Below are 18,925 nucleotides of genomic sequence, written 5' to 3' on the forward strand. Positions count from 1 at the left end.
GATGAGCACCGCCACCGAGCACGCCATCGGCGAGGCGATGCCCAGGCAGCGCCGCGGCGTCGCCGCCACCCTGCACGACTCCTGGGTGGTCGCCAAGCGCAACCTGCGCCGGATGACCAGGATCCCCGAGATCGTGGTCTTCGGGCTGATGCAGCCGGTCATGTTCGTGCTGCTGTTCTCGTACGTGATGGGCGGGGCGATCAAGATCCCCGGGGCGAGCTCCAGCTCCGACTCGTACATCCAGTTCCTGATGGCCGGCATCTTCGCCCAGACCGTCACCTTCGCCGTCGCCGGCGCCTCCGCCGGGATCGCGGAGGACATGACCAAGGGCCTGGTGGACCGCTTCCGCTCGCTGCCGATGGCCCGCTCGGCCGTGCTGGTCGGCCGCACCCTGGCCGACCTGTGCCAGACCGCGTTCACCGTGGTCGTGCTGGCCCTGGTCGCGCTGCTGGTCGGCTGGCGGATCCACGACGGCGTGCTCAACGCACTCGGCGCCTTCGGCCTTCTGCTCCTGCTCGGCTACGCGTTCTCCTGGATCGGCGCGCTGATCGGCCTCTCGGTGCGCAGCCCCGAGGCGGCCACCTCGGCCGGCCTGATCTGGCTGTTCCCGCTGACCTTCGTCTCCAACGCCTTCGTGCCGGTCAGCTCGATGCCGGGCTGGCTGCAGGCGGTCGCGTACTGGAACCCGTTCAGCGCCACCGTGCAGGCCTGCCGAGACCTGTTCGGCAACCAGGTCGGCCCGGTGGACGCCACCTGGCCGATGCAGCACGCCGCGCTGGTGTCGGTGCTCTGGTCGGTACTGATCACCGCGGTGTTCTCCTGGCTGTCGGTGCGCAAGTACCGCTCGGCCGTGGGCTGAACCGCGCCCGGTACGCCGCGAGGGCGGCCGCGGAGTCCTGGACTCCGCGGCCGCCCTCGTCGGCCGGTCAGGCCTGGCTAGGTCGGATCACGCCGGATCACGCCGGATCACGCCGGATCACGTTGGATCAGGCCTGGTCAGCCGGCGTGCGGCACGACCTTGACGATCTTCACCATGGCGGGCTTGCCGTTCGGCAGCTCGTAGGTCGCCTCGTCGCCGATCTGCTTGCCGTCGATCGCGCGGCCCAGCGGCGACTGCGGCGAGTAGACGTCCATGGTGTCGGCGCCGGCGACCTCGCGCGAGGCGAGCAGGAACTCCATGGTGTCGTCCTCGTCGCCGTCGAAGGCGACCGTGACGACCATGCCCGGGGCCACCACACCCGAGTCGGCCGGGGCCTCGCCGACCTTGGCGCGCTCCAGCAGCTGGGTCAGCTGGCGGATGCGCAGCTCGTACTTGCCCTGCTCCTCCTTGGCCGCGTGATAGCCGGCGTTCTCCTTGAGGTCGCCCTCCTCGCGCGCCGCCTCGATCTTCTGGGCGATCTCGATGCGCCAGGGCCCGGTCAGGTGATCCAGCTCGGCCTTCAGCTGGTCGTAGCCGGCCTGAGTGAGCCAGGTCACGTTCTCACTGGTCTGGGTCACGGGTGCTCCTCGTAGGTGCTGGGGCTGTGCTGAGGGTGTGAGTCGTCAGCAGGGTTGGTGGTGATATCGGTCGTAACTACAAAGCAACGCCCGCTCCCGTACCATCCGGTGCGGAAGGGGCGAAACCACGAGCCTAACAAGTCCTGCCGACAAGCAGAAGGGTTGTTGGCGCGCCATTGACGTCGGCGTTGCGCCACGGTGTACAGCGAATGCGCCACGGTGTACGGGGGCGGTGCGTGCCGGGCCGGGTGCGGGACTTCCTACGGATGCCCGTTCTCCCGATCGGTTATGCGCCGGTGCCCGGCAGAGTACCGGTGGTGCCCGGCAGAGTACCGGTGAGCGGGGCGCGCTGCCGGTGCGACTCGGCGGCCGGGCCTCCTCCTCCGCGCTCCTTCGGGGGCTTACTTCTTCGCCGGCGTGCAGCCCAGCAGTTCGGCGGTGGTGCCACGGGCGGTGGTCCGCAGCGTGACCACGGCGTCGTAGCTGGAGCCGTCGGCCGGCACCGGGAAGTCGGCCACCCCGACCACCGAGCCGTCCGAACCCTGCGAGCGGACCGTGCAGCTGCCGGCCGTCCCGCCGCTCTTGCGCACCGCCAGGTGCAGCTCGACCTCGGAGTCCGAGACCGCCTGGAAGGTCGGCACCGAGCCGTTGATCGTGGTCTCGCGCAGCAGGTAGGAGCCGCCCAGCCAGGCCACCAGGCCCAGGCCCAGCACGCCGCAGACCGCGCCGACCACCTTCAGGCGGCGGTCCGAATCGCGGTCGCCGCGCCGGCCGTAGCGCCCCTCGGGCAGCTGCGGGGTGGTGGTGCTCGCGTTCATCGGACCCAGTCCTCTCCTGACGGGAGGGGCCGCGCGGGTGGTGCGGGGGAATGCGACGCTCCTCCAGTCCGTCACTATAGGAGGGGCACGCCCGCGGCCGGTCCGGCGGGGGCGGGGCTCGACCGGGCCGGGGTTCGTCCGCGGCCGGTCCCGCGGCGACGCGGCCCCGACGTGAGCGGCTCGTACGGTGGGCGGACCGGACTTCGCGGAACGCCCGATATGTGGAAGGAACGCAAGGCGTTGACTGAGCAGTTGCGACTGATGGCGGTGCACGCCCACCCGGACGACGAGTCCAGCAAGGGCGCGGCCACCATGGCCATGTACGTCGAGCAGGGAGTGGACGTGCTCGTGGCCACCTGCACCGGGGGCGAACGCGGGTCGGTTCTCAACCCCAAGCTCCAGGGGGACCCGTACATCGAGGAGAACATCCACGAGGTGCGCCGCAAGGAGATGGACGAGGCCCGGGCGATCCTGGGCGTCAAGCAGGCCTGGCTCGGCTTCGTCGACTCCGGCCTGCCCGAGGGCGACCCGCTGCCCCCGCTGCCCGAGGGCTGCTTCGCCCTGGAGGACGTGAAGGAGGCGGCCGAACCGCTGGTCCGGTTGATCCGGGAGTTCAAGCCGCAGGTCATCACGACCTACGACGAGAACGGCGGCTACCCGCACCCCGACCACATCATGACCCACAAGATCACCATGCTGGCCTTCGACGCCGCCGGAGATCCGGACGCCTACCCGGAGGCCGGCGAGCCCTGGCAGCCGCTGAAGGTCTACTACAACCACGGCTTCCCGATGGGCCGCATCCGCGCCCTGCACCAGTACCTCACCGAGCACGGCCACGACTCGCCGTACGGGGAGTGGATCGCGGGCTGGGAGAAGAGCGGCCGCCAGGAGCGCGAGATCACCACCCGGGTGAGCTGCGGCGACTGGTTCGAGACCCGCGACCGCGCGCTGATCGCCCACGCCACCCAGATCGACCCCGACGGGCCGTGGTTCCGCGTCCCGCTGGACGTCCAGCGCGAGGTCTGGCCCACCGAGGACTACGAACTCGCCCGTACCCTGATCGACGTGGACCTGCCGGAGGACGACCTGTTCGCCGGCCTGCGCACCCCCACCCTGGCCGTCGAGGCCGCCGACACGCGCGACTGAACCACCCCCCGATGGCCCGGCTCCCCGTGAGCCGGGCCACCATAGAGATATGAGCGCCCCCGTGAACCTCGTCAACCTCGCCGCCGACCTCGCCGTCGACGACGCCAAGGTCACCCCCGGACTCCTCGGCTTCGTCGTCTTCGCCGCCCTCGGCGTGGCCACCTGGTTCCTGGCCAAGTCCATGAACCGGCAGTTCAAGAAGGTCGACTTCGCGGAGGAGCCGGAAGCCCCCAAGGAGTAGCGCGCGGGCGCGCGCGGGGCCCGGCTCGCCGCAGCCGGTGTCCCGGCGCCCGGCCCCCGATGCGCGAGGATGGGGGGCATGCCGAACCGTCTCGCGGACGCGACCTCGCCGTACCTGCTGCAGCATGCCGAGAACCCGGTCGACTGGTGGCCCTGGGGGCCGGAGGCCTTCGCGGAGGCGGAGCGGCGGGGGGTCCCGGTGCTGCTCAGCGTCGGGTACGCGGCGTGCCACTGGTGTCACGTGATGGCCCACGAGAGCTTCGAGGACGCCGGGGTCGCCGGCTACCTGAACGAGCGGTTCGTCGCGGTCAAGGTGGACCGGGAGGAGCGGCCCGACGTCGATGCCGTCTACATGGAGGCCGTGCAGGCCGCCACCGGGCAGGGCGGCTGGCCGATGACGGTGTTCCTCACGCCCGACAAGGAGCCGTTCTACTTCGGCACCTACTTCCCGCCGGAGCCCCGGCACGGCATGCCGTCCTTCCGCCAGGTGCTGGAAGGCGTCGACGCCGCCTGGCGGGGCCGGCGGCAGGAGGTCGCGGAGGTCGCCGGGCGGATCCGGGCCGACCTCGCCGAGCGCGCCGCCGTCTACTCGGCCGGTGCCCACCATCCGCCCGCCGGCGCAGATCTGCACCAGGCGCTGGTCGCCCTCAGCCGGGAGTTCGACGACCGGCACGGGGGCTTCGGGGGCGCGCCCAAGTTCCCGCCGGCCATGGTCGTCGAGTTCCTGCTGCGCCACCACGCTCGCACCGGCTCCGAGGCGGCCCTGGAGATGGCCGTCCGCACCGGCGAGGCGATGGCCCGCGGCGGCATCCATGACCAACTCGGCGGCGGCTTCGCCCGGTACGCGGTCGACGCCGGCTGGGTCGTGCCGCACTTCGAGAAGATGCTGTACGACAACGCCCTGCTGCTGCGCGCCTACCTGCACCTGTGGCGGGCCACCGGCTCCCCGCTGGCCCGTCGGACCGCGCTGACCACCGCCGACTTCCTGTTGCGCGAACTGCGCACCCCCGAAGGCGCGTTCGCGTCCGCACTGGACGCCGACAGCCTCGACGAGGAGACCGGGCAGTCCACCGAAGGCGCCTACTACGTGTGGGAACCCGGCCAGTTGGTCGACCTGCTCGGCCCCGCCGACGCGGCCACCGCCGCCCGGCTGTTCACCGTCACCGCCGGCGGAACCTTCGAACACGGCACCTCCGTTCTCCAACTCCTCGCCGATCCCGAGGACTTCGCCGAGTACGAGACCATCCGCGCCCGGTTGTTCGAGGCCCGCGCCCGGCGGCCCGCCCCCGCCCGCGACGACAAGGTCGTCGCCGCCTGGAACGGCCTCGTCATCGCCGCCCTCGCCGAGACCGGCGCCCTCCTGGAGCGCCCCGACCTCGTCGAGGCCGCCGAACGCGCCGCCGACCTGCTGCTCGCCGTCCACCTCACCCCCGAGGGCCGGCTGCTGCGCACCTCCCGCGACGGCCGGGCCGGCACCAACGCGGGCGTCCTGGAGGACTACGCCGACACCGCCGAGGGCTTCCTGTCCCTGTACGCCGTCACCGGCGACGCCGCCTGGCTGCAACTGGCCGGCGGACTCCTCGACACCGTGCTCAAGCACTTCACCGACGAGGCCTCCGGTGCGCTCTACGACACCGCCGACGACGCCGAGGAACTCATCCGGCGCCCCCAGGACCCCACCGACAACGCCACCCCGTCCGGCTGGACCGCCGCCGCCGGCGCCCTGCTCACCTACGCCGCCTACACCGGCTCCGACCGGCACCGGACGGCCGCCGAACGGGCCCTCGGCATCGTCGGCGCGCTCGCGTCCCGGGCCCCCCGGTTCATCGGCTGGGGCCTCGCCGTCGCCGAGGCGCTGCTCGACGGGCCGCGCGAAGTCGCCGTCGTCGGCCCGGCCGGCGACCCGGCCACCGCCGCACTGCGCCGGGCCGCGCTGCTCGGGACCGCGCCCGGGGCGGTCGTCGCGGTGGGCGCGCCGACGGGCCCGGCGGATGGTTCGGTGAAGAACCCGGCGGATGGTTCGGCGGACGGTTCGGTGGAGGACGGCGGCGCGGAGGTGCCGCTGCTGGCGGGTCGGCCGCTGGTCGGCGGAGCGCCCGCCGCCTACGTCTGCCGGCACTTCGCCTGCGAAGCGCCGACCACCGACCCGGCGGTCCTCGGCGAGCGGCTGGGCGTCGCCGTCGAATAAAACGCTGGTGGGAGGGGGTGTGGCCGGGCCAGAATGGGCCATGACCTGGACCTTGAGCAGTTCGTTCGACGACTTCCGGCGCCACGCGGAAGAGTTCCTCGCCACCCGCCCGGCCGAGAGCACCGTCCTGCTCACGGTCGTACACCGGCTGGCCGAACGCGGCCTGGACGTGTTCGGGCAGCGGCCACCGGTCTTCGGCTGGTGGCGCCCGGCGGACGGCGGTCCGGTCGAAGGAGCCTTCCTCCAGACGCCGCCGTTCGGCCCCCGGCTCTCCTGCACACCGGCGGCGGCAGCCGAGCTGGCGGTCGAACTGGCCGCCGCCGGGAGCGAGTTCACCGAGGTGTCCGGCGTCGGCGGAGGCGCGGACGCGGTCCGGGCCTTCGCCGCGGCCTGGACCGCCGCCACCGGTGCCGGCCAGTCCGTCCGCTTCAACGAACGGCTCTACCGGCTCGGCGAGTTGACCGACCCGCCCCGCCCGCCCGCCGGCCGCCACCGGCCCGCCGCCCCGGCCGACCGCGAACTGGCGATCCGCTGGTACGAGGAGTTCCTCGTCGAAGCCGGGGTCGACCTGCCCAACGTCCCCCAGGCCGTCGACGACCGGATCGCCACCGGCGGCCTCCACCTGTGGGAGGACGGCGGCCACCCCGTCGCCCTGGCCGGCAGTAGCCCGGTGATCGCCGGCATGTCCCGCATCGGCCCCGTCTACACCCCGACCGGCCAGCGCGGACGCGGCTACGCCAGCGCCGTCACCGCCGCCGCCTCCGCCCACGCCCTCGCCCAGGGGGCGGCCGAGGTCCTGCTCTACACCGACCTCGCCAACCCGACCAGCAACTCCATCTACCAGCAGATCGGCTACCGGCCGGTCGAGGACTGCCTGACCCTGGACTTCACGACGCAGGGCGGAAATTACGCGTAGTCGACCGGGCGGCCGCCGACCACCTTCGTGTCGAAGGGGTCGACGGCCGCAGTCGCGGCGGGTGCCGGCAGGTGGTCCGCGTTCACGTACGTCTGCGCGCAGGTCAGCAGATTGCCGCCGGCCGACTTCATGTCACCGGCCAGGCCGTCCAGCAGCGCCTTCCAGGCCGCCCCGCACCCCTGCAACGCCGCCCCGCTCCGCCAACCCGCCAGACTCGCAGCCGCCTTGGCGCTCGGCTCGGCCAACTTCGCGGTCTCGTCGGGCACTTTCCCGGCGACGGTCAGCGCGCTGTTCCCGGCTGCGGTCAACTCGCCCGGTTTGACGGTGAATCCTGGGTCGCTCGGCACGATGTTCCCCCGATCTCCGTATCGATAGCGGGAGTTATGGTATCCCTGAGTGCTCCGGGGGCGCCTATGGGTAACGGGGGGACTGGGGGATGGACCTCGCAAGCCTGAAGAACGCCAAGCCTGCGGACTTGTACGCGGTGGCGGATGCCTACGACGCGTTGTGCAAGGCGTGCGGCCAGCACGCCGCCGACTGGAAGAGCGGCACCGCGGACCGGGTCCACGGGTCCGGGTGGAGCGGACCGGCGGCCGCCGCCGCGATTCCGGTCCTGGACGGCATCACCGACAAGCTGCGTGCGGCGGCGACCGAACTGCACTGCATCGGCGCCGAGGTGCGGGACTGCGCCGACTCCCTCACGCTCGCCCAGGGCAAGCTCCGCAAGGCGCTCGTCGACGCCCAGGCCAAAGGCATGTCGGTCGACGACGGCGGGTCGGTGAGCTGGCCCCCGGCGAGCAGTCCCTTCCAGAGCACGGATTGGGAGGCCAAGCAGAAAGCGGCCGCCGAGGAGATCTCCCAGCGGATCGGCGCGGCGCTGTCGGAGGCCACCCGGGTCGACCAGGGGCTGGCCGAAGAACTCAAGAAGTACACGGGCCACGCCACCGACAAGAGCGGCCTGGACGCCAGGACTGCGAGCGCGGACGTCTACCTGCTGCAGTTCGGCGAGGCGGCCAATCCGCTCTGGAAGCTGAACATGCCGGGCAAGGAAGCCACCCCGACGGACGTCAACGCCTGGTGGAAGGGTCTCGGAGCGGACGGGCAGCAGTGGTTCCTCAGCCACCATCCGGAATCGCTCGGCAACCTCGACGGGGTGCCGGCAGAGGTACGGGACCAGGTGAACCGGGCGCACCTGAGGGCCCTCATGAAATCCGCCAGCGACAAGGCGGAGGCGGGCCTGCCGCTGGACTCCAGTGAGAAGGCTGTTCTCGCCCGCTACGGACCCGTCGCCGCCCGTCTCGCGGAGAGCAAGGGAGACCCGCCGATCTATCTGCTCGGCCTCGGCGACGAGGGAAAAGGCCGCGTGGTCCTCTCGTACGGGAACCCGGACACCGCCACCGACATCTCCGCCTACGTGCCGGGGATCACCACCGACACCGGCAGCCTGGGGGTGGCAGGGAACGTCCACGACGGCACCAACGAGGCGGAGAACGCGCTGAGCCTCTATCGCAGCGCGAGCAAGAAGGCTCCGGCAGGCCATTCGGTCGCCTCGATCGTCTGGCTCGGGTACGACCCGCCGGGAGCCGACCTGGGGGCCGCCTCGACCAAGGCGGGCAAGGACGGCGCTCCGGCGTACGCGAAGTTCCTGAGCGGAGTGCGGGCGAACCACGAAGGCGCTCAGCCGCCGCACATCACTGCGATCGGACACAGTTACGGCTCGTACCTGGTGGGCCAGGCCACCAAGCTCGCCACCCAGCCCGGGTCGCACTACGCGCCCCCGGACGACGTGGTCTTCCTCGGCAGCCCGGGCGTAGGAGTGGACAAGGCCTCCGACCTCAAGCTGCCGCCCGGCCACGTCTGGGTCGGCGCGGCCGACAACGACGTCGTGACGCACGTTCCGTCCAAGTTCAGCATCGACCCGGACGAACGCTGGTACGGGCGGGACCCGGCGAGCAAGCACTTCGACGCGAACCGCTTCGCCGTCGACGACTGGAGCAGGGGCAACCCCATCGACGCGCACACCAAGTACCTGACGGGTCGTGGTGGGCCCTCGCTGGACAACGTCGCGGCCATCGTCACCGGCAGCGGGGACGTCAAACGGACGGGCGGGCGATGAAGCGGCCGCGCCGGGCTCTGGGGTATTCAGCTGCGGCAGTAGCCGTGCTGGCCGCCGGGGTGGGGCTGTTCTACAACGGCTACGGGCCGATGGCCCTGAAGGATCGGGGAGCCCCTCAGCTGAGCCCGCGCGAGGCGAAGGGGCAACTCGACGACACCCTGCGGGCGGCCACCGGTGCGATCTCCCCACCAGCGGCCTACTTCGGCGGTGTCTACGTCGTGGACCGCCTGCCGGAGCACGCGGACGGCGAACCGAGTCTGCTGTCCGGTGTCATGGCCTCGGTCTCGCTCCGGACGAAGGTCGGCCCGGCGAGGATCCCGGTCTTGCTGAACCAGATGAAGCAGCTCTGGGGTGATCGGTGCAGGCAGGACGACACCACCGTCGGCTATGCGGCGACGCACTACACAGATCTGTCGTGCCCAGGGCGCGGCGAGTCGTACTTCCAGCTGTCAGTGGTCAGTTCGGCGGATGGATCGACCTTTGGGGTGCACCTGAGCGCTCGGGTGGACACGGTCCGCTACCAGCCCGAGAAGGACTACGGCGCCAGCCCCGTCGGCCCCCGCCTGACCGGTCACGAGGGCGCACCCGACGTCGACGACCCGTACTGGTCGCACTGACGCCGCGCCCGTCACTCCCAGTCCCACCTGATTCCCAGCAGGCACGGCCGCAGTGCCGTCGCGACCAGGTGGACGCAGTGGTGGCCGTCCAGGGTCAGTTCCTCCGTCTCGTAGGGGGCTTCGCCCGGGGAGTGGAGGGCGAAGCGGTGGCAGCGGACGGGGAGGGCGGCGGAGTGGAAGGTGATCTGGAGGACGTACTGGCCGGCGCCGGAGTTGAAGCCGCGGACGTATTCGCAGCTGGGGTCGGGGGAGGGGGCGTCGTCGAAGCCGTAGCCGAGGAGGTGGGTGTCGCCGGCGCGTAGGCGGCGGTCGAGGAGGAGTTCGGCGACGAGCAGGTGGTGGGTCTGGTCGCGGCGGATGCGGCCGGGGCGGCAGTTCTCTTCGGCGCGGACGCCGACGCGGGTGATGTCGCTGCCGGGGTCGCCCTGGTAGAGGGCGAGGTAGCGGTCGATGCCGTCGCGGTGGGCGCGGAGGGCGTGTTGGGAGTCGCGGCGGTCGAGTTGGCGGTCGGGGCCGAGGCGGATGCGTTCGATGTGGGTGATGGTGTGCAGGCCGGTGTCGCGGGGGCCGGCGATGGTGGCGAGCAGGTCGTCGACGGCGGTGGCGGGGGAGATGAGGTCGCGGTAGGGGCGTACGGGTGGGCCGGCGGGGGTGGTGTCGGCGGCGCGGCGGGGGCCGAGCAGGCGGGTGAGGGAGTGTTCGGGGAGGTCGAGGACGTCTTCGAGGGCGGCGACGGCGCGGAGGGATTCGGGGCGTTCGGGGCGGCGGCGGCCTTGTTGCCAGTAGCTGAGGCTGGTGAGGCCGACGTGGACGCCGCGCAGGGCGAGGTGGCGGCGGATGCGGTGGAGGGCGAGGCCGCGGGTGGCGATGGCGGTGCGCAGGGCGAGGTGGAAGGGGCCGGTGCGGAGGGCGGCGGTGAGGTCGGCCTGGTCGGTGCGGTGGATGACGGCCTCCTGGGGGACGGGTGCGGGCAGACCGTGTTTGACCGTGAATATTCACATCAGGGCGGCGGTTTGTCACCGGGCCTGGCGTGCCACGCGGGGGTTTTCGGGGTGGCGTTCACACCCGCGGCCGGTCGTTCACACCTGAACTGTGGTGGTCCTGGGGGCCGTTGACCGGCTTCCGGGGGTGGCGGGATGCTCATGGCGCGATCCGGACCGCGCCCCCACACAGCACCTCGCTCCGCTTGTGCAAGGAGGCATTTCCCCCATGCCAGTTCCACGGATACGGCTGCGCCGCGCGGTCTCGCTGCTCGCCCTCGGCGTGCTGGGCCCGGCGTTGACCGCGGTGGCGGCCACTCCGGCGCTCGCCGCCCCCGCCCAGGATCTCGCTCCCGTCCAGGACCGTGCCCCGGCGCAGGTTCGCCAGGCTGCCGCGCCCGGCAGCACGGCCGATCTGGCCGGCACGTTCAAGAAGCTCAACATCACCATGCAGCAGCAACAGCAGACCAACTGGTGCTGGGCGGCGAGCGGGAACACCATCGCCACCTGGTTCGGCTACAACTACAGCCAGAACCAGTTCTGCAACGCCGCGTTCGGCCGTTCGGTCAACTCCAGCTGCCCCAACAGCCAGGCCTCGCTGGCCGATGTGCAGAACGGGCTGGACTGGGTCGGCATCAACCCGGGTTCGTACGTCACCGGCTACCTGCGCTACAACACCGTGCAGACCGAGGTGGACGCGAACCGGCCGATCGAGACCCGGATCCAGTGGAGTTCCGGCGGCGGACACATGCACGTCGTCTACGGCTACGACACCAGCAGCAACTGGGTGTACTGGGGCGACCCGTGGCCGTCCAACTACCGCTACAACTGGGCGGACTACAACTACTACGTGAACAACAACACGTTCTCGTGGACCCACTCCCTGTACCGGATCGGCGCGTGAGGGCGACCATGACTGACCTCGGAAAGGCCCGTCGGGCCGCCGTCACCGCCCTGCTCGCCGCCGGCCTCGGGCTGGCGCTGGCCCCGGCCGCGCACGCGGACGGGCCGGCCGGCGCCCCGGTGCCGGTGCCCGTCGCGGATCTGGCGAAGGCCCGTGGCGTGGTCCAGGACCAGGCCGTCCTCGACAAGGTGGGCCACTTCTTCGCCCGCAAGGGCGTCCCGCCGACCCAGCAGCTGACCATCGGTGCGGCGCAGGAGGCGCAGGCGGCGAGCGCGGCCGCGCCGCGGCTGGCCGGCGACACCGTGCCGGTGTACACCCTGGACGCGGGTTTCGTGGCCGGCGCCCCGGGTGCGCCGGTGGCGACGGCCGAGTTCACCGCGAGCAAGGTGGTCGCGGCGGACGGGCAGACGGCCTCGGTGTGGACGATCCGGCAGGGTGACTCCTGGCGGGTGGTCAACATCGCCTCCGGCGGTGACGAGAGCGACTACGCGGCGAAGGCGGCCGGCGGCGGTGGCGGTACGGCGTTCCGCGAGCCGCAGGTGAACGCCTGGTACGTGCTGCGCGACGGCCGGGTGCTGCCGCTGGACGACGAGGCCCGGCGCTCGGTGGGCGCGGGCGGGGTGTCGCTGGCCGCGTACCAGAAGCTGGTGCACCAGCGGTACGGGGACAAGCTGCCCGGCTCGGCGTACGACCGGGAGGGCAAGGGCGGCGGCTACCAGCTGGCGGCCGACCGGGAACGGGCGGCGGGCGGCGGTTCGGCGCTGCCGGCCGTGACTGCGGCCGCGGCCCTGGGCGTCACCGCGCTCGTGGGCGCGGGTGCGGCCGTGCGGCGCAGGGCGGGTGTCCGACGGGGGTAGGGCCTCTCGGGCGCGACGTGCGCGCCACACGTGGGATGCGGCGGGGTCCGGCTGACACAGCCGGGCCCCGCCGTGCTGCGTGCGACCCCGGCACGCCGATCCGTAGTCGAGCGGGCGCGCTGCGTGATGTGTCCTGGAAGTAATGCTTCCGCACAAGGAATTGACGCAACGTTGATCTGTCGTTCGCCGCCCGGGGGCAGCCCTGGGTGACGGACGGTAGATACCATGTGGCAATCGGTCAGTGCTGACTGACGCGTGCCGAGAGCGGAGAAGGGGTGGGGCGGCCGGAGCCGACCACGAGCCCGGCGCCGGGAAAGGGGAGTCGAATGGCCGGCAGGGAGTCGAACGCCCAGGTGTGGGGTGCGGCGGTGGTGGTGGCGTCCGCGCTCGCCGTGGTCGCGGCCTACCTGATCAACGGGGCGATGCTGGTCCTGGTCGTCGCCGGGGTCGAGGTGCTGCTGCTCATGGTCTACGTGGGCCGCCGCTGGCGGGCGCTCCGCCGGCCGACCGCCCCGCGGGGGCACCGGCCGTCGGCCGTCACCCCGGACGCCGCGCACTGCGAGCGCTGCCGCCGGGCCCGCGAGGCGCTGGACGCCCGGCAGGCGCGCGGCCGCACCGCCGGGCCGGCGGTGGAGCCGTGGCCGGAGGCCGACGCGGCGGACCACCTGCCGTACCCGCGCCGCCCGCAGGGCCGGGCGCCGTACGAGCGCCCCTGGACGGCGGAGCGGGCGGTCGCCCGGTCCGTGGACCGCGCGGCCGCCCGCCGTGGCGCGCCGGGTTCAGCCGGCCGCGCTGTACGCCACCAGTGAGACCCCGACGTACTGCACGATGAACGCGCCCAGGGTGAAGGCGTGGAACACCTCGTGGAAGCCGAACCAGCGCGGTGACGGATCGGGCCGCTTGAGCCCGTACACCACGCCGCCGATGCTGTAGAGCACCCCGCCGACGATCATCAGCACCAGGACGGCGACGCCGCCGGCGTGCAGGAAGTCCGGCAGGAAGAAGGCGGCGGCCCAGCCGAGCGCGATGTACACCGGTGTGTACAGCCAGCGCGGCGCGCCGACCCAGAACACCCGGAACGCTATTCCGGCCAGCGCGCCGCCCCAGGCCACCCAGAGCAGCACCTGCTGGTCGGCGCCCTTGAGCAGCAGGATCGTGAACGGCGTGTAGGTGCCCGCGATGATCAGGAAGATGTTCGCGTGGTCCAGCCGCCGCAGCACGGCGTCCCCGCGCGGGCCCCAGTCGAAGCGGTGGTAGACCGCGCTGACCCCGAACAGCAGCCAGGCGCTGATCGAGTAGATCGCGCAGGCGATCTTGGCGGGGGTGGAGTCGGCCAGGCAGATCAGCACGATCCCGGCGGCGACGGTGGCGGGGAACATCCCGGCGTGCAGCCAGCCGCGCCACTTCGGCTTGCGTCCCGAGGCCCCGTTCTCCGTGCCCTCGTTCTCCGTGCTCTCGACGAGCTCAGCAGTCATGCGCAGCATGCTACCCGTTACCTACGGGGCCGTAGGTTACTGACGCGTAGGAAAGTGGTGATCATCACTCTTGGACGTTTTGGAGTGTTCGAGGTGCCCGCGGGGGTGTCCGGGCCGGGATGTGGACGACCTATTACTGGCCGGTAATCGTACTTACTGTAGTAAAAGATAAGTCAATTTCGACGCTGTGCCGCAGTTTGGCGTTGGAGCCGGAGCTACGCTGCAAGCACCCTCAGACCCCCGCTACGCCACCTCCTCGCCGAGATGGTGTGAAACGGAGCGATCGTGTCGTACGAGATCTCTGCTCTCAGCGCCTCCGCGCCCACCCGCCACCAGCGCCTGCTCGCGTGGGTGAACGAGATCGCCGAGCTCACCCAGCCGGACCGCGTCGAGTGGTGCGACGGCTCCGACGAGGAGTACCAGCGCCTCGCGGACCTGCTGGTGGCTCAGGGCACCTTCAAGAAGCTCAACGAGGAAAAGCGCCCCAACTCCTACTACGCCGCCTCGGACCCGACGGACGTGGCGCGCGTGGAGGACCGCACCTACATCTGCTCCGAGCAGGAGAAGGACGCCGGTCCGACCAACAACTGGAAGGCCCCGGCCGAGATGCGGGAGGTCTTCCAGGGCGAGAAGGGACTGTTCCGCGGCGCGATGAAGGGCCGCACGATGTACGTCGTGCCCTTCTCGATGGGCCCGGTCGGTTCCCCGCTGGCCGCGTACGGCGTCGAGATCACCGACTCCGCCTACGTCGCCGTGTCGATGCGCGTGATGACCCGCATGGGCAAGGCGGTGCTGGACCAGCTCGGCGAGGACGGCGACTTCGTCAAGGCCGTGCACACCGTCGGCGCCCCGCTGGCCGAGGGCCAGGCGGACGTGCCGTGGCCGTGCAACAGCACCAAGTACATCTCGCACTTCCCGGAGACCCGGGAGATCTGGTCCTTCGGCTCCGGCTACGGCGGTAACGCCCTGCTCGGCAAGAAGTGCTACGCGCTGCGCATCGCCTCGACCATGGCCCGTGACGAGGGCTGGCTGGCCGAGCACATGCTGATCCTGAAGCTCACCCCGCCGTCCGGCGAGGTCAAGTACGTCGCCGCCGCCTTCCCGTCGGCCTGCGGCAAGACCAACCTGGCCATGCTCCAGCCGACCGTCCCGGGCTGGAAGGTCGAGACGATCGGCGACGACATCGCCTGGATGCGCTTCGGCGCCGACGGCCAGCTCTACGCGATCAACCCCGAGGCCGGTTTCTTCGGTGTCGCCCCCGGCACCGGCGTGGACACCAACGCCAACGCCATCGACACCCTGTGGGGCAACACGGTCTTCACCAACGTCGCGCTGACCGACGACGGCGACGTGTGGTGGGAGGGCCTGACCGAGGAGCCCCCGGCGCACCTCACCGACTGGCGCGGCAACGACTGGACCCCCGAGTCCGGCACCCCGGCCGCCCACCCGAACGCCCGCTTCGCCGTCCCGGCCGCGCAGTGCCCGACCATCGCCCCCGAGTGGGAGGACCAGTCGGGCGTGCCGATCTCGGCGATCCTGTTCGGCGGCCGCCGCGCCACCGCCGTCCCGCTGGTGACCGAGTCCTTCACCTGGCAGCACGGCGTCTTCCTCGGCGCCAACATCGCGTCCGAGAAGACCGCCGCCGCCGAGGGCACCGTCGGCGAGCTGCGCCGCGACCCGTTCGCGATGCTGCCGTTCTGCGGCTACAACATGGGCGACTACTTCGCCCACTGGCTGAAGGTCGGCGCCCGGGCGGACGCCGCGAAGCTGCCGAAGATCTACTACGTCAACTGGTTCCGCAAGAACGCCGAGGGCGCGTTCGTCTGGCCGGGCTACGGCGAGAACAGCCGCGTCCTCAAGTGGATCGTCGAGCGCCTGGAGGGCACCGGCGAGGGCGTCGAGACCCCGATCGGCGTGCTGCCGACCGTCGACGGCTTCGACCTCGGCGACCTGAAGCTGTCCCAGGAGGACCTCGACCTGCTCTTCACCGTGGACGCCGACATCTGGCGCCAGGAGGCCGCGCTGGTGCCGGCCCACCTGGAGCTGTTCGGCGACCACACCCCGAAGGAGCTGTGGGACGAGTACCGGAGCCTCGTCGCGCGCCTCGGCTGAGCCTGAGCCTCAGCAGAGCGAGAGGCGGTCGCGCGGCACGAACCGCGCGCCCGCCGAGTGACAGGACGGCCGGAGTTCCCCCGGGCGGTCTTTCCCCGACCAAGGAGACCGCCCGGGCCGGGACTCCGGCCGTAGTGCTTTCCCCGGGTGCCGGGTGCCGGGCGCGGGGGCCACGGCTGGGTGCGGCCGTTCCGGGCTACGGCTGGGTGTAGCCGCTCAGGAAGTCGCCGATCCTGGTCACCGCGTCGGTGATCTCCTCCGCCCGGGGCAGCGTGACCAGCCGGAAGTGGTCCGGCTCGGGCCAGTTGAAGCCGGTGCCCTGGACCAGCAGGATGCGCTGGGAGCGCAGCAGGTCCAGCACCATCTGGGCGTCGTCCTTGATCTTGTAGACCTTCGGATCCAGCCGCGGGAACGCGTACAGCGCGCCCTTGGGCTTGACGCAGCTGACCCCCGGGATCTCGTTGAGCAGCCGGTACGCCGCGTCGCGCGAGGCGAGCAGCCGCCCGCCGGGCAGCACCAGGTCGCGGATCGACTGCCGGCCGCCGAGCGCGGCGGCCACCGCGTGCTGGGCGGGCATGTTGGCGCACAGCCGCATCGAGGCCAGCACGGCCAGGCCCTCGATATAGCTGTGGGCCCGCTGCCGGTCGCCGGAGAGCACCATCCAGCCGGAGCGGAAACCCGCGACCCGGTACGCCTTGGACAGGCCGTTGAAGGTGACGCAGAAGAGGTCGGGCGCCAGGGTGGCCAGCGGGACGTGCTCGGCGTCGTCGTAGAGGATCTTGTCGTAGATCTCGTCCGCGTAGACCACCAGCCGGTGCCGGCGGGCGATCTCGACGATGCCCTCCAGCACCTCGCGCGGGTAGACCGCGCCGGTCGGGTTGTTCGGGTTGATCACCACGATGGCCCGGGTCCGGTCGGTGACCTTGGCCTCGATGTCGGCGAGGTCCGGGTACCACTCGGCCTGCTCGTCGCAGCGGTAGTGCACCGCGGTGCCGCCGGCCAGCGAGACCGAGGCGGTCCACAGCGGGTAGTCGGGCGCCGGGACGAGCACCTCGTCGCCGTCGTCCAGCAGCGCGGTCATGGCCAGCTGGATCAGCTCGGAGACGCCGTTGCCGAGGAAGACGTCCTCGACGCTCAGCCCGTGCAGGCCGCGGTCCTCGTAGTGCATGACCACCGCGCGGCGGGCGGCGAGCAGGCCCTTGGAGTCGCCGTACCCGTGCGCGGTCGAGAGGTTGCGCAGGATGTCCTGGAGGATCTCCGGCGGCGCCTCGAAGCCGAAGACGGCGGGGTTGCCGGTGTTGAGCTTGAGGATGCGGTGGCCCTGTTCCTCCAGCCGCATCGCCTCGTCGAGTACCGGGCCGCGGATGTCGTAGCAGACATTGGCGAGCTTGCTGGACTGGATGACCTGCATGCCTGCCTACTTTAGGGGCACCTCCGGGCACTTCGGTGCGCGTCCCGGGACGCGCACCGAACCGCCCGGAGCGGCCTCCTTGGATCGGCAGGCGGGGGTGTCAGCCGACCTTCCAAACCAGGGGCGCGGTGTCCAGGATGTTCCCGTACGTGAGGAAGCTGGGCGGGGTCTCGTTCGGGACGAGATAGACGGCACACAGCTTGACGGACTGCCCGTCCGCGAGCGTGACCAGCGACCGGGTGTCGCACTGCGGGATCGCCTTCTGCAGGGTCGCGGCCGGCAGCGCGCCCGCCGAGTGGTCCTTGGGCTTCACCCAGACCCGCATCATGTAGGCGTCCTCGGCCAGCGGGGCGCCGGTGCGGTTGGTGAAGGAGACGGTGACGTAGTACGGCGTCTTGCCGCTGGTGCTCGTCGACGGGAGGTTGAGCGGGGCGATCTCCGCGACGGTGCCCTTGACGATCGAGACCGCGGCGGCGTCCACCACCGAGCTCTTGCCGACGTAGCGGCCGGCGCTGCCGAGCGGCAGCGGGCGGTCGTAGCTGACCTGGGTGACGTTGTTGCCGCCGGCGGTGACGGACGGCTGCGGTCCGGTCGGGGCGGTCGGGGTGGCCGGGACGGTCGGGGCCGCGGAGCCGGTCGGGGTGCCGGTCGGGGTGCCGGGAGCCGTGGAGGCCCCGGCGGCGCCGGTGGGCGGCGCGGCCGGGGCGCTCGGGACGGCCGCCGGGTCGGCGTTGTCCGGCCCGCAGGCCGACAGCGCCAGGACGAGCGCCGCCGCCGGCAGGCCGGCCGCGATTCTCCGGATGGACTGGGTCTTCGTCATGGTCGTTCCCCCGTTGGATGATGTGGTCGGTGCGCCCCGCCCGGTTCCCGGGTGCCGCACGGGCGTGCGGGCGTTGATCGAAAAGGGGGTGCGCCGGTGATGCTAGCCGCAGTCGGCGCGGTGCTGGCCGCATTTCTGGTGGCTCCGCTGCTGCGCGGGCTGGTCGCCCGGTTCGCCGTGCCGGAGGGCGAACCCTGGTGCGGTGCCTGCCCGTTGTGCGGGCGCGAGGTGCGACTGCTGCCGCCCACCGGGCGCTGTCCGGGCTGCCGGGAGCGGTTGGGCGCGGGCGCCTGGTCGGTGGAGCTGGTGGCGGCCGTGGTCGCCGCCGGGCTGGCGTACGCGGCGGACGGGCCGTCGGCCGCGGCGCTGGGCTGGGCGGCCGGGCTCGGCGTGGTGCTCGGCTTCGTCGACGCCCGGGTGCGCCGGCTGCCGTACCGGCTGACCCTGCCGCTGGTCGGCGGGGTGGCCCCCCTGCTGGCGGTGGCGGCGCTGGCCGCAGGGCGCCCGGGGGTGCTGCTGCGCTGTCTGCTGGTGGCCCTCACGGTCGGGGCCCTGCTCGAACTGGCGGTCTGGATCGGCGCGTTGGGCCCGGGTGACTCGCCGCTGGGGTTCGCCCTGGGCGGGCTGCTCGGCTGGTACGGCTGGCCGGTGGCGGTCGCCGGGTTGTTCGCCGCGGTGGTGCTCGCCGGGCTCTGGGCGATCCTGCGGGCCGCCGTCGCGCTGGCCCGCCGGCGCCCGGTGCGCGGGCTCGACGTCCCGGTCGGACCGTTCCTGCTGCTCGGCGCGCTGCTGGCGGTGCTGGCCCGGTAGCCCCCGGGCCCGGGAGGC

At 72.1% G+C, this 18,925-nt stretch carries 19 protein-coding genes; 12 read left to right on the forward strand and 7 right to left on the reverse strand.

Annotated elements, in window-relative coordinates; genetic code table 11:
* Position 1 precedes the first annotated feature (1 nt).
* A complete protein-coding gene (locus tag AB0O19_RS20935) occupies positions 2 to 859 on the forward strand; it encodes an ABC transporter permease (protein WP_363621326.1) in 858 nt (285 codons plus the stop codon).
* Between the two features lie 137 nt (positions 860 to 996).
* On the opposite strand, the gene greA is transcribed toward AB0O19_RS20935, so the two are convergent.
* Positions 997 to 1,497, reverse strand: coding sequence for a transcription elongation factor GreA (gene greA / locus AB0O19_RS20940; RefSeq protein ID WP_363621328.1), 501 nt, complete (start codon positions 1,495 to 1,497; stop codon positions 997 to 999).
* 401 nt (positions 1,498 to 1,898) lie between these two features.
* On the reverse strand, positions 1,899 to 2,315 hold the full coding sequence (locus AB0O19_RS20945; protein ID WP_363621330.1) for a DUF4307 domain-containing protein: 417 nt from the start codon (positions 2,313 to 2,315) through the stop codon (positions 1,899 to 1,901).
* Between the two features lie 240 nt (positions 2,316 to 2,555).
* Between AB0O19_RS20945 and mca the strand changes: the two genes are divergently transcribed.
* The 4 genes from mca to AB0O19_RS20965 all read left to right on the forward strand — a co-directional run bounded on the left by mca (position 2,556) and on the right by AB0O19_RS20965 (position 6,805).
* Positions 2,556 to 3,461, forward strand: coding sequence for a mycothiol conjugate amidase Mca (gene mca / locus AB0O19_RS20950; protein WP_063351176.1), 906 nt, complete (start codon positions 2,556 to 2,558; stop codon positions 3,459 to 3,461).
* A gap of 49 nt (positions 3,462 to 3,510) precedes the next feature.
* Positions 3,511 to 3,702: a hypothetical protein gene (locus AB0O19_RS20955; protein WP_063348010.1), complete on the forward strand. Its 192-nt coding sequence runs from the start codon at positions 3,511 to 3,513 to the stop codon at positions 3,700 to 3,702.
* Positions 3,703 to 3,780: 78 nt separating this feature from the next.
* Positions 3,781 to 5,889: a thioredoxin domain-containing protein gene (locus AB0O19_RS20960; RefSeq protein ID WP_363621331.1), complete on the forward strand. Its 2,109-nt coding sequence runs from the start codon at positions 3,781 to 3,783 to the stop codon at positions 5,887 to 5,889.
* Positions 5,890 to 5,929: 40 nt separating this feature from the next.
* Positions 5,930 to 6,805 carry a GNAT family N-acetyltransferase gene (locus tag AB0O19_RS20965; protein WP_363621333.1) on the forward strand — a complete coding sequence of 292 codons (876 nt, stop codon included), beginning with the start codon at positions 5,930 to 5,932 and terminating at the stop codon, positions 6,803 to 6,805.
* Here the strand turns inward: AB0O19_RS20965 and AB0O19_RS20970 are convergent.
* Positions 6,796 to 7,152 carry a hypothetical protein gene (locus AB0O19_RS20970; RefSeq protein WP_363621335.1) on the reverse strand — a complete coding sequence of 119 codons (357 nt, stop codon included), beginning with the start codon at positions 7,150 to 7,152 and terminating at the stop codon, positions 6,796 to 6,798. The two genes, AB0O19_RS20965 and AB0O19_RS20970, sit on opposite strands and share 10 nt — an antisense overlap.
* Before the next feature lie 89 nt (positions 7,153 to 7,241).
* Here AB0O19_RS20970 and AB0O19_RS20975 point away from each other — a divergent pair, with 89 nt between their 5' ends.
* Both AB0O19_RS20975 and AB0O19_RS20980 read left to right on the forward strand, forming a co-directional pair.
* Positions 7,242 to 8,921 (forward strand): alpha/beta hydrolase, encoded by a 1,680-nt coding sequence (locus AB0O19_RS20975; RefSeq protein WP_363621336.1) that lies wholly within the window; start codon positions 7,242 to 7,244, stop codon positions 8,919 to 8,921.
* A complete protein-coding gene (locus AB0O19_RS20980) occupies positions 8,918 to 9,538 on the forward strand; it encodes a hypothetical protein (protein WP_363621338.1) in 621 nt (206 codons plus the stop codon). Before AB0O19_RS20975 ends, AB0O19_RS20980 begins: the two co-directional genes overlap by 4 nt.
* An 11-nt stretch (positions 9,539 to 9,549) precedes the next feature.
* On the opposite strand, the gene AB0O19_RS20985 is transcribed toward AB0O19_RS20980, so the two are convergent.
* Entirely contained in the window at positions 9,550 to 10,482 is a 933-nt protein-coding gene (locus AB0O19_RS20985) for a hypothetical protein (RefSeq protein WP_363621499.1), read from the reverse strand.
* 265 nt (positions 10,483 to 10,747) lie between these two features.
* On the opposite strand from AB0O19_RS20985, the gene AB0O19_RS20990 reads away from it, so the two are divergent.
* From AB0O19_RS20990 to AB0O19_RS21000, 3 genes are all read left to right on the forward strand, one after another.
* Entirely contained in the window at positions 10,748 to 11,422 is a 675-nt protein-coding gene (locus AB0O19_RS20990; protein WP_350879985.1) for a papain-like cysteine protease family protein, read from the forward strand.
* Between the two features lie 8 nt (positions 11,423 to 11,430).
* Positions 11,431 to 12,279: a hypothetical protein gene (locus AB0O19_RS20995; protein ID WP_363585459.1), complete on the forward strand. Its 849-nt coding sequence runs from the start codon at positions 11,431 to 11,433 to the stop codon at positions 12,277 to 12,279.
* A 326-nt stretch (positions 12,280 to 12,605) separates the two neighbouring features.
* Entirely contained in the window at positions 12,606 to 13,088 is a 483-nt protein-coding gene (locus AB0O19_RS21000) for a hypothetical protein (RefSeq protein WP_363621340.1), read from the forward strand.
* Here the strand turns inward: AB0O19_RS21000 and AB0O19_RS21005 are convergent.
* Positions 13,059 to 13,754 (reverse strand): hemolysin III family protein, encoded by a 696-nt coding sequence (locus AB0O19_RS21005; RefSeq protein WP_363621342.1) that lies wholly within the window; start codon positions 13,752 to 13,754, stop codon positions 13,059 to 13,061. The genes AB0O19_RS21000 and AB0O19_RS21005 overlap by 30 nt on opposite strands.
* Before the next feature lie 285 nt (positions 13,755 to 14,039).
* Between AB0O19_RS21005 and AB0O19_RS21010 the strand changes: the two genes are divergently transcribed.
* Positions 14,040 to 15,866: a phosphoenolpyruvate carboxykinase (GTP) gene (locus AB0O19_RS21010; RefSeq protein ID WP_363621344.1), complete on the forward strand. Its 1,827-nt coding sequence runs from the start codon at positions 14,040 to 14,042 to the stop codon at positions 15,864 to 15,866.
* A gap of 196 nt (positions 15,867 to 16,062) precedes the next feature.
* Here the strand turns inward: AB0O19_RS21010 and AB0O19_RS21015 are convergent, their stop codons facing one another.
* Both AB0O19_RS21015 and AB0O19_RS21020 read right to left on the reverse strand, forming a co-directional pair.
* Positions 16,063 to 17,277 carry a pyridoxal phosphate-dependent aminotransferase gene (locus AB0O19_RS21015; protein ID WP_350879977.1) on the reverse strand — a complete coding sequence of 405 codons (1,215 nt, stop codon included), beginning with the start codon at positions 17,275 to 17,277 and terminating at the stop codon, positions 16,063 to 16,065.
* Positions 17,278 to 17,377: 100 nt separating this feature from the next.
* Positions 17,378 to 18,097 (reverse strand): hypothetical protein, encoded by a 720-nt coding sequence (locus AB0O19_RS21020; RefSeq protein ID WP_363621346.1) that lies wholly within the window; start codon positions 18,095 to 18,097, stop codon positions 17,378 to 17,380.
* A gap of 96 nt (positions 18,098 to 18,193) precedes the next feature.
* Here AB0O19_RS21020 and AB0O19_RS21025 point away from each other — a divergent pair, with 96 nt between their 5' ends.
* Positions 18,194 to 18,907: a prepilin peptidase gene (locus AB0O19_RS21025; protein ID WP_363621347.1), complete on the forward strand. Its 714-nt coding sequence runs from the start codon at positions 18,194 to 18,196 to the stop codon at positions 18,905 to 18,907.
* Positions 18,908 to 18,925 lie beyond the last annotated feature (18 nt).

Origin of the sequence: Kitasatospora sp. NPDC091276, from assembly GCF_040684355.1 — a bacterium.
GTDB lineage: Bacteria > Actinomycetota > Actinomycetes > Streptomycetales > Streptomycetaceae > Kitasatospora.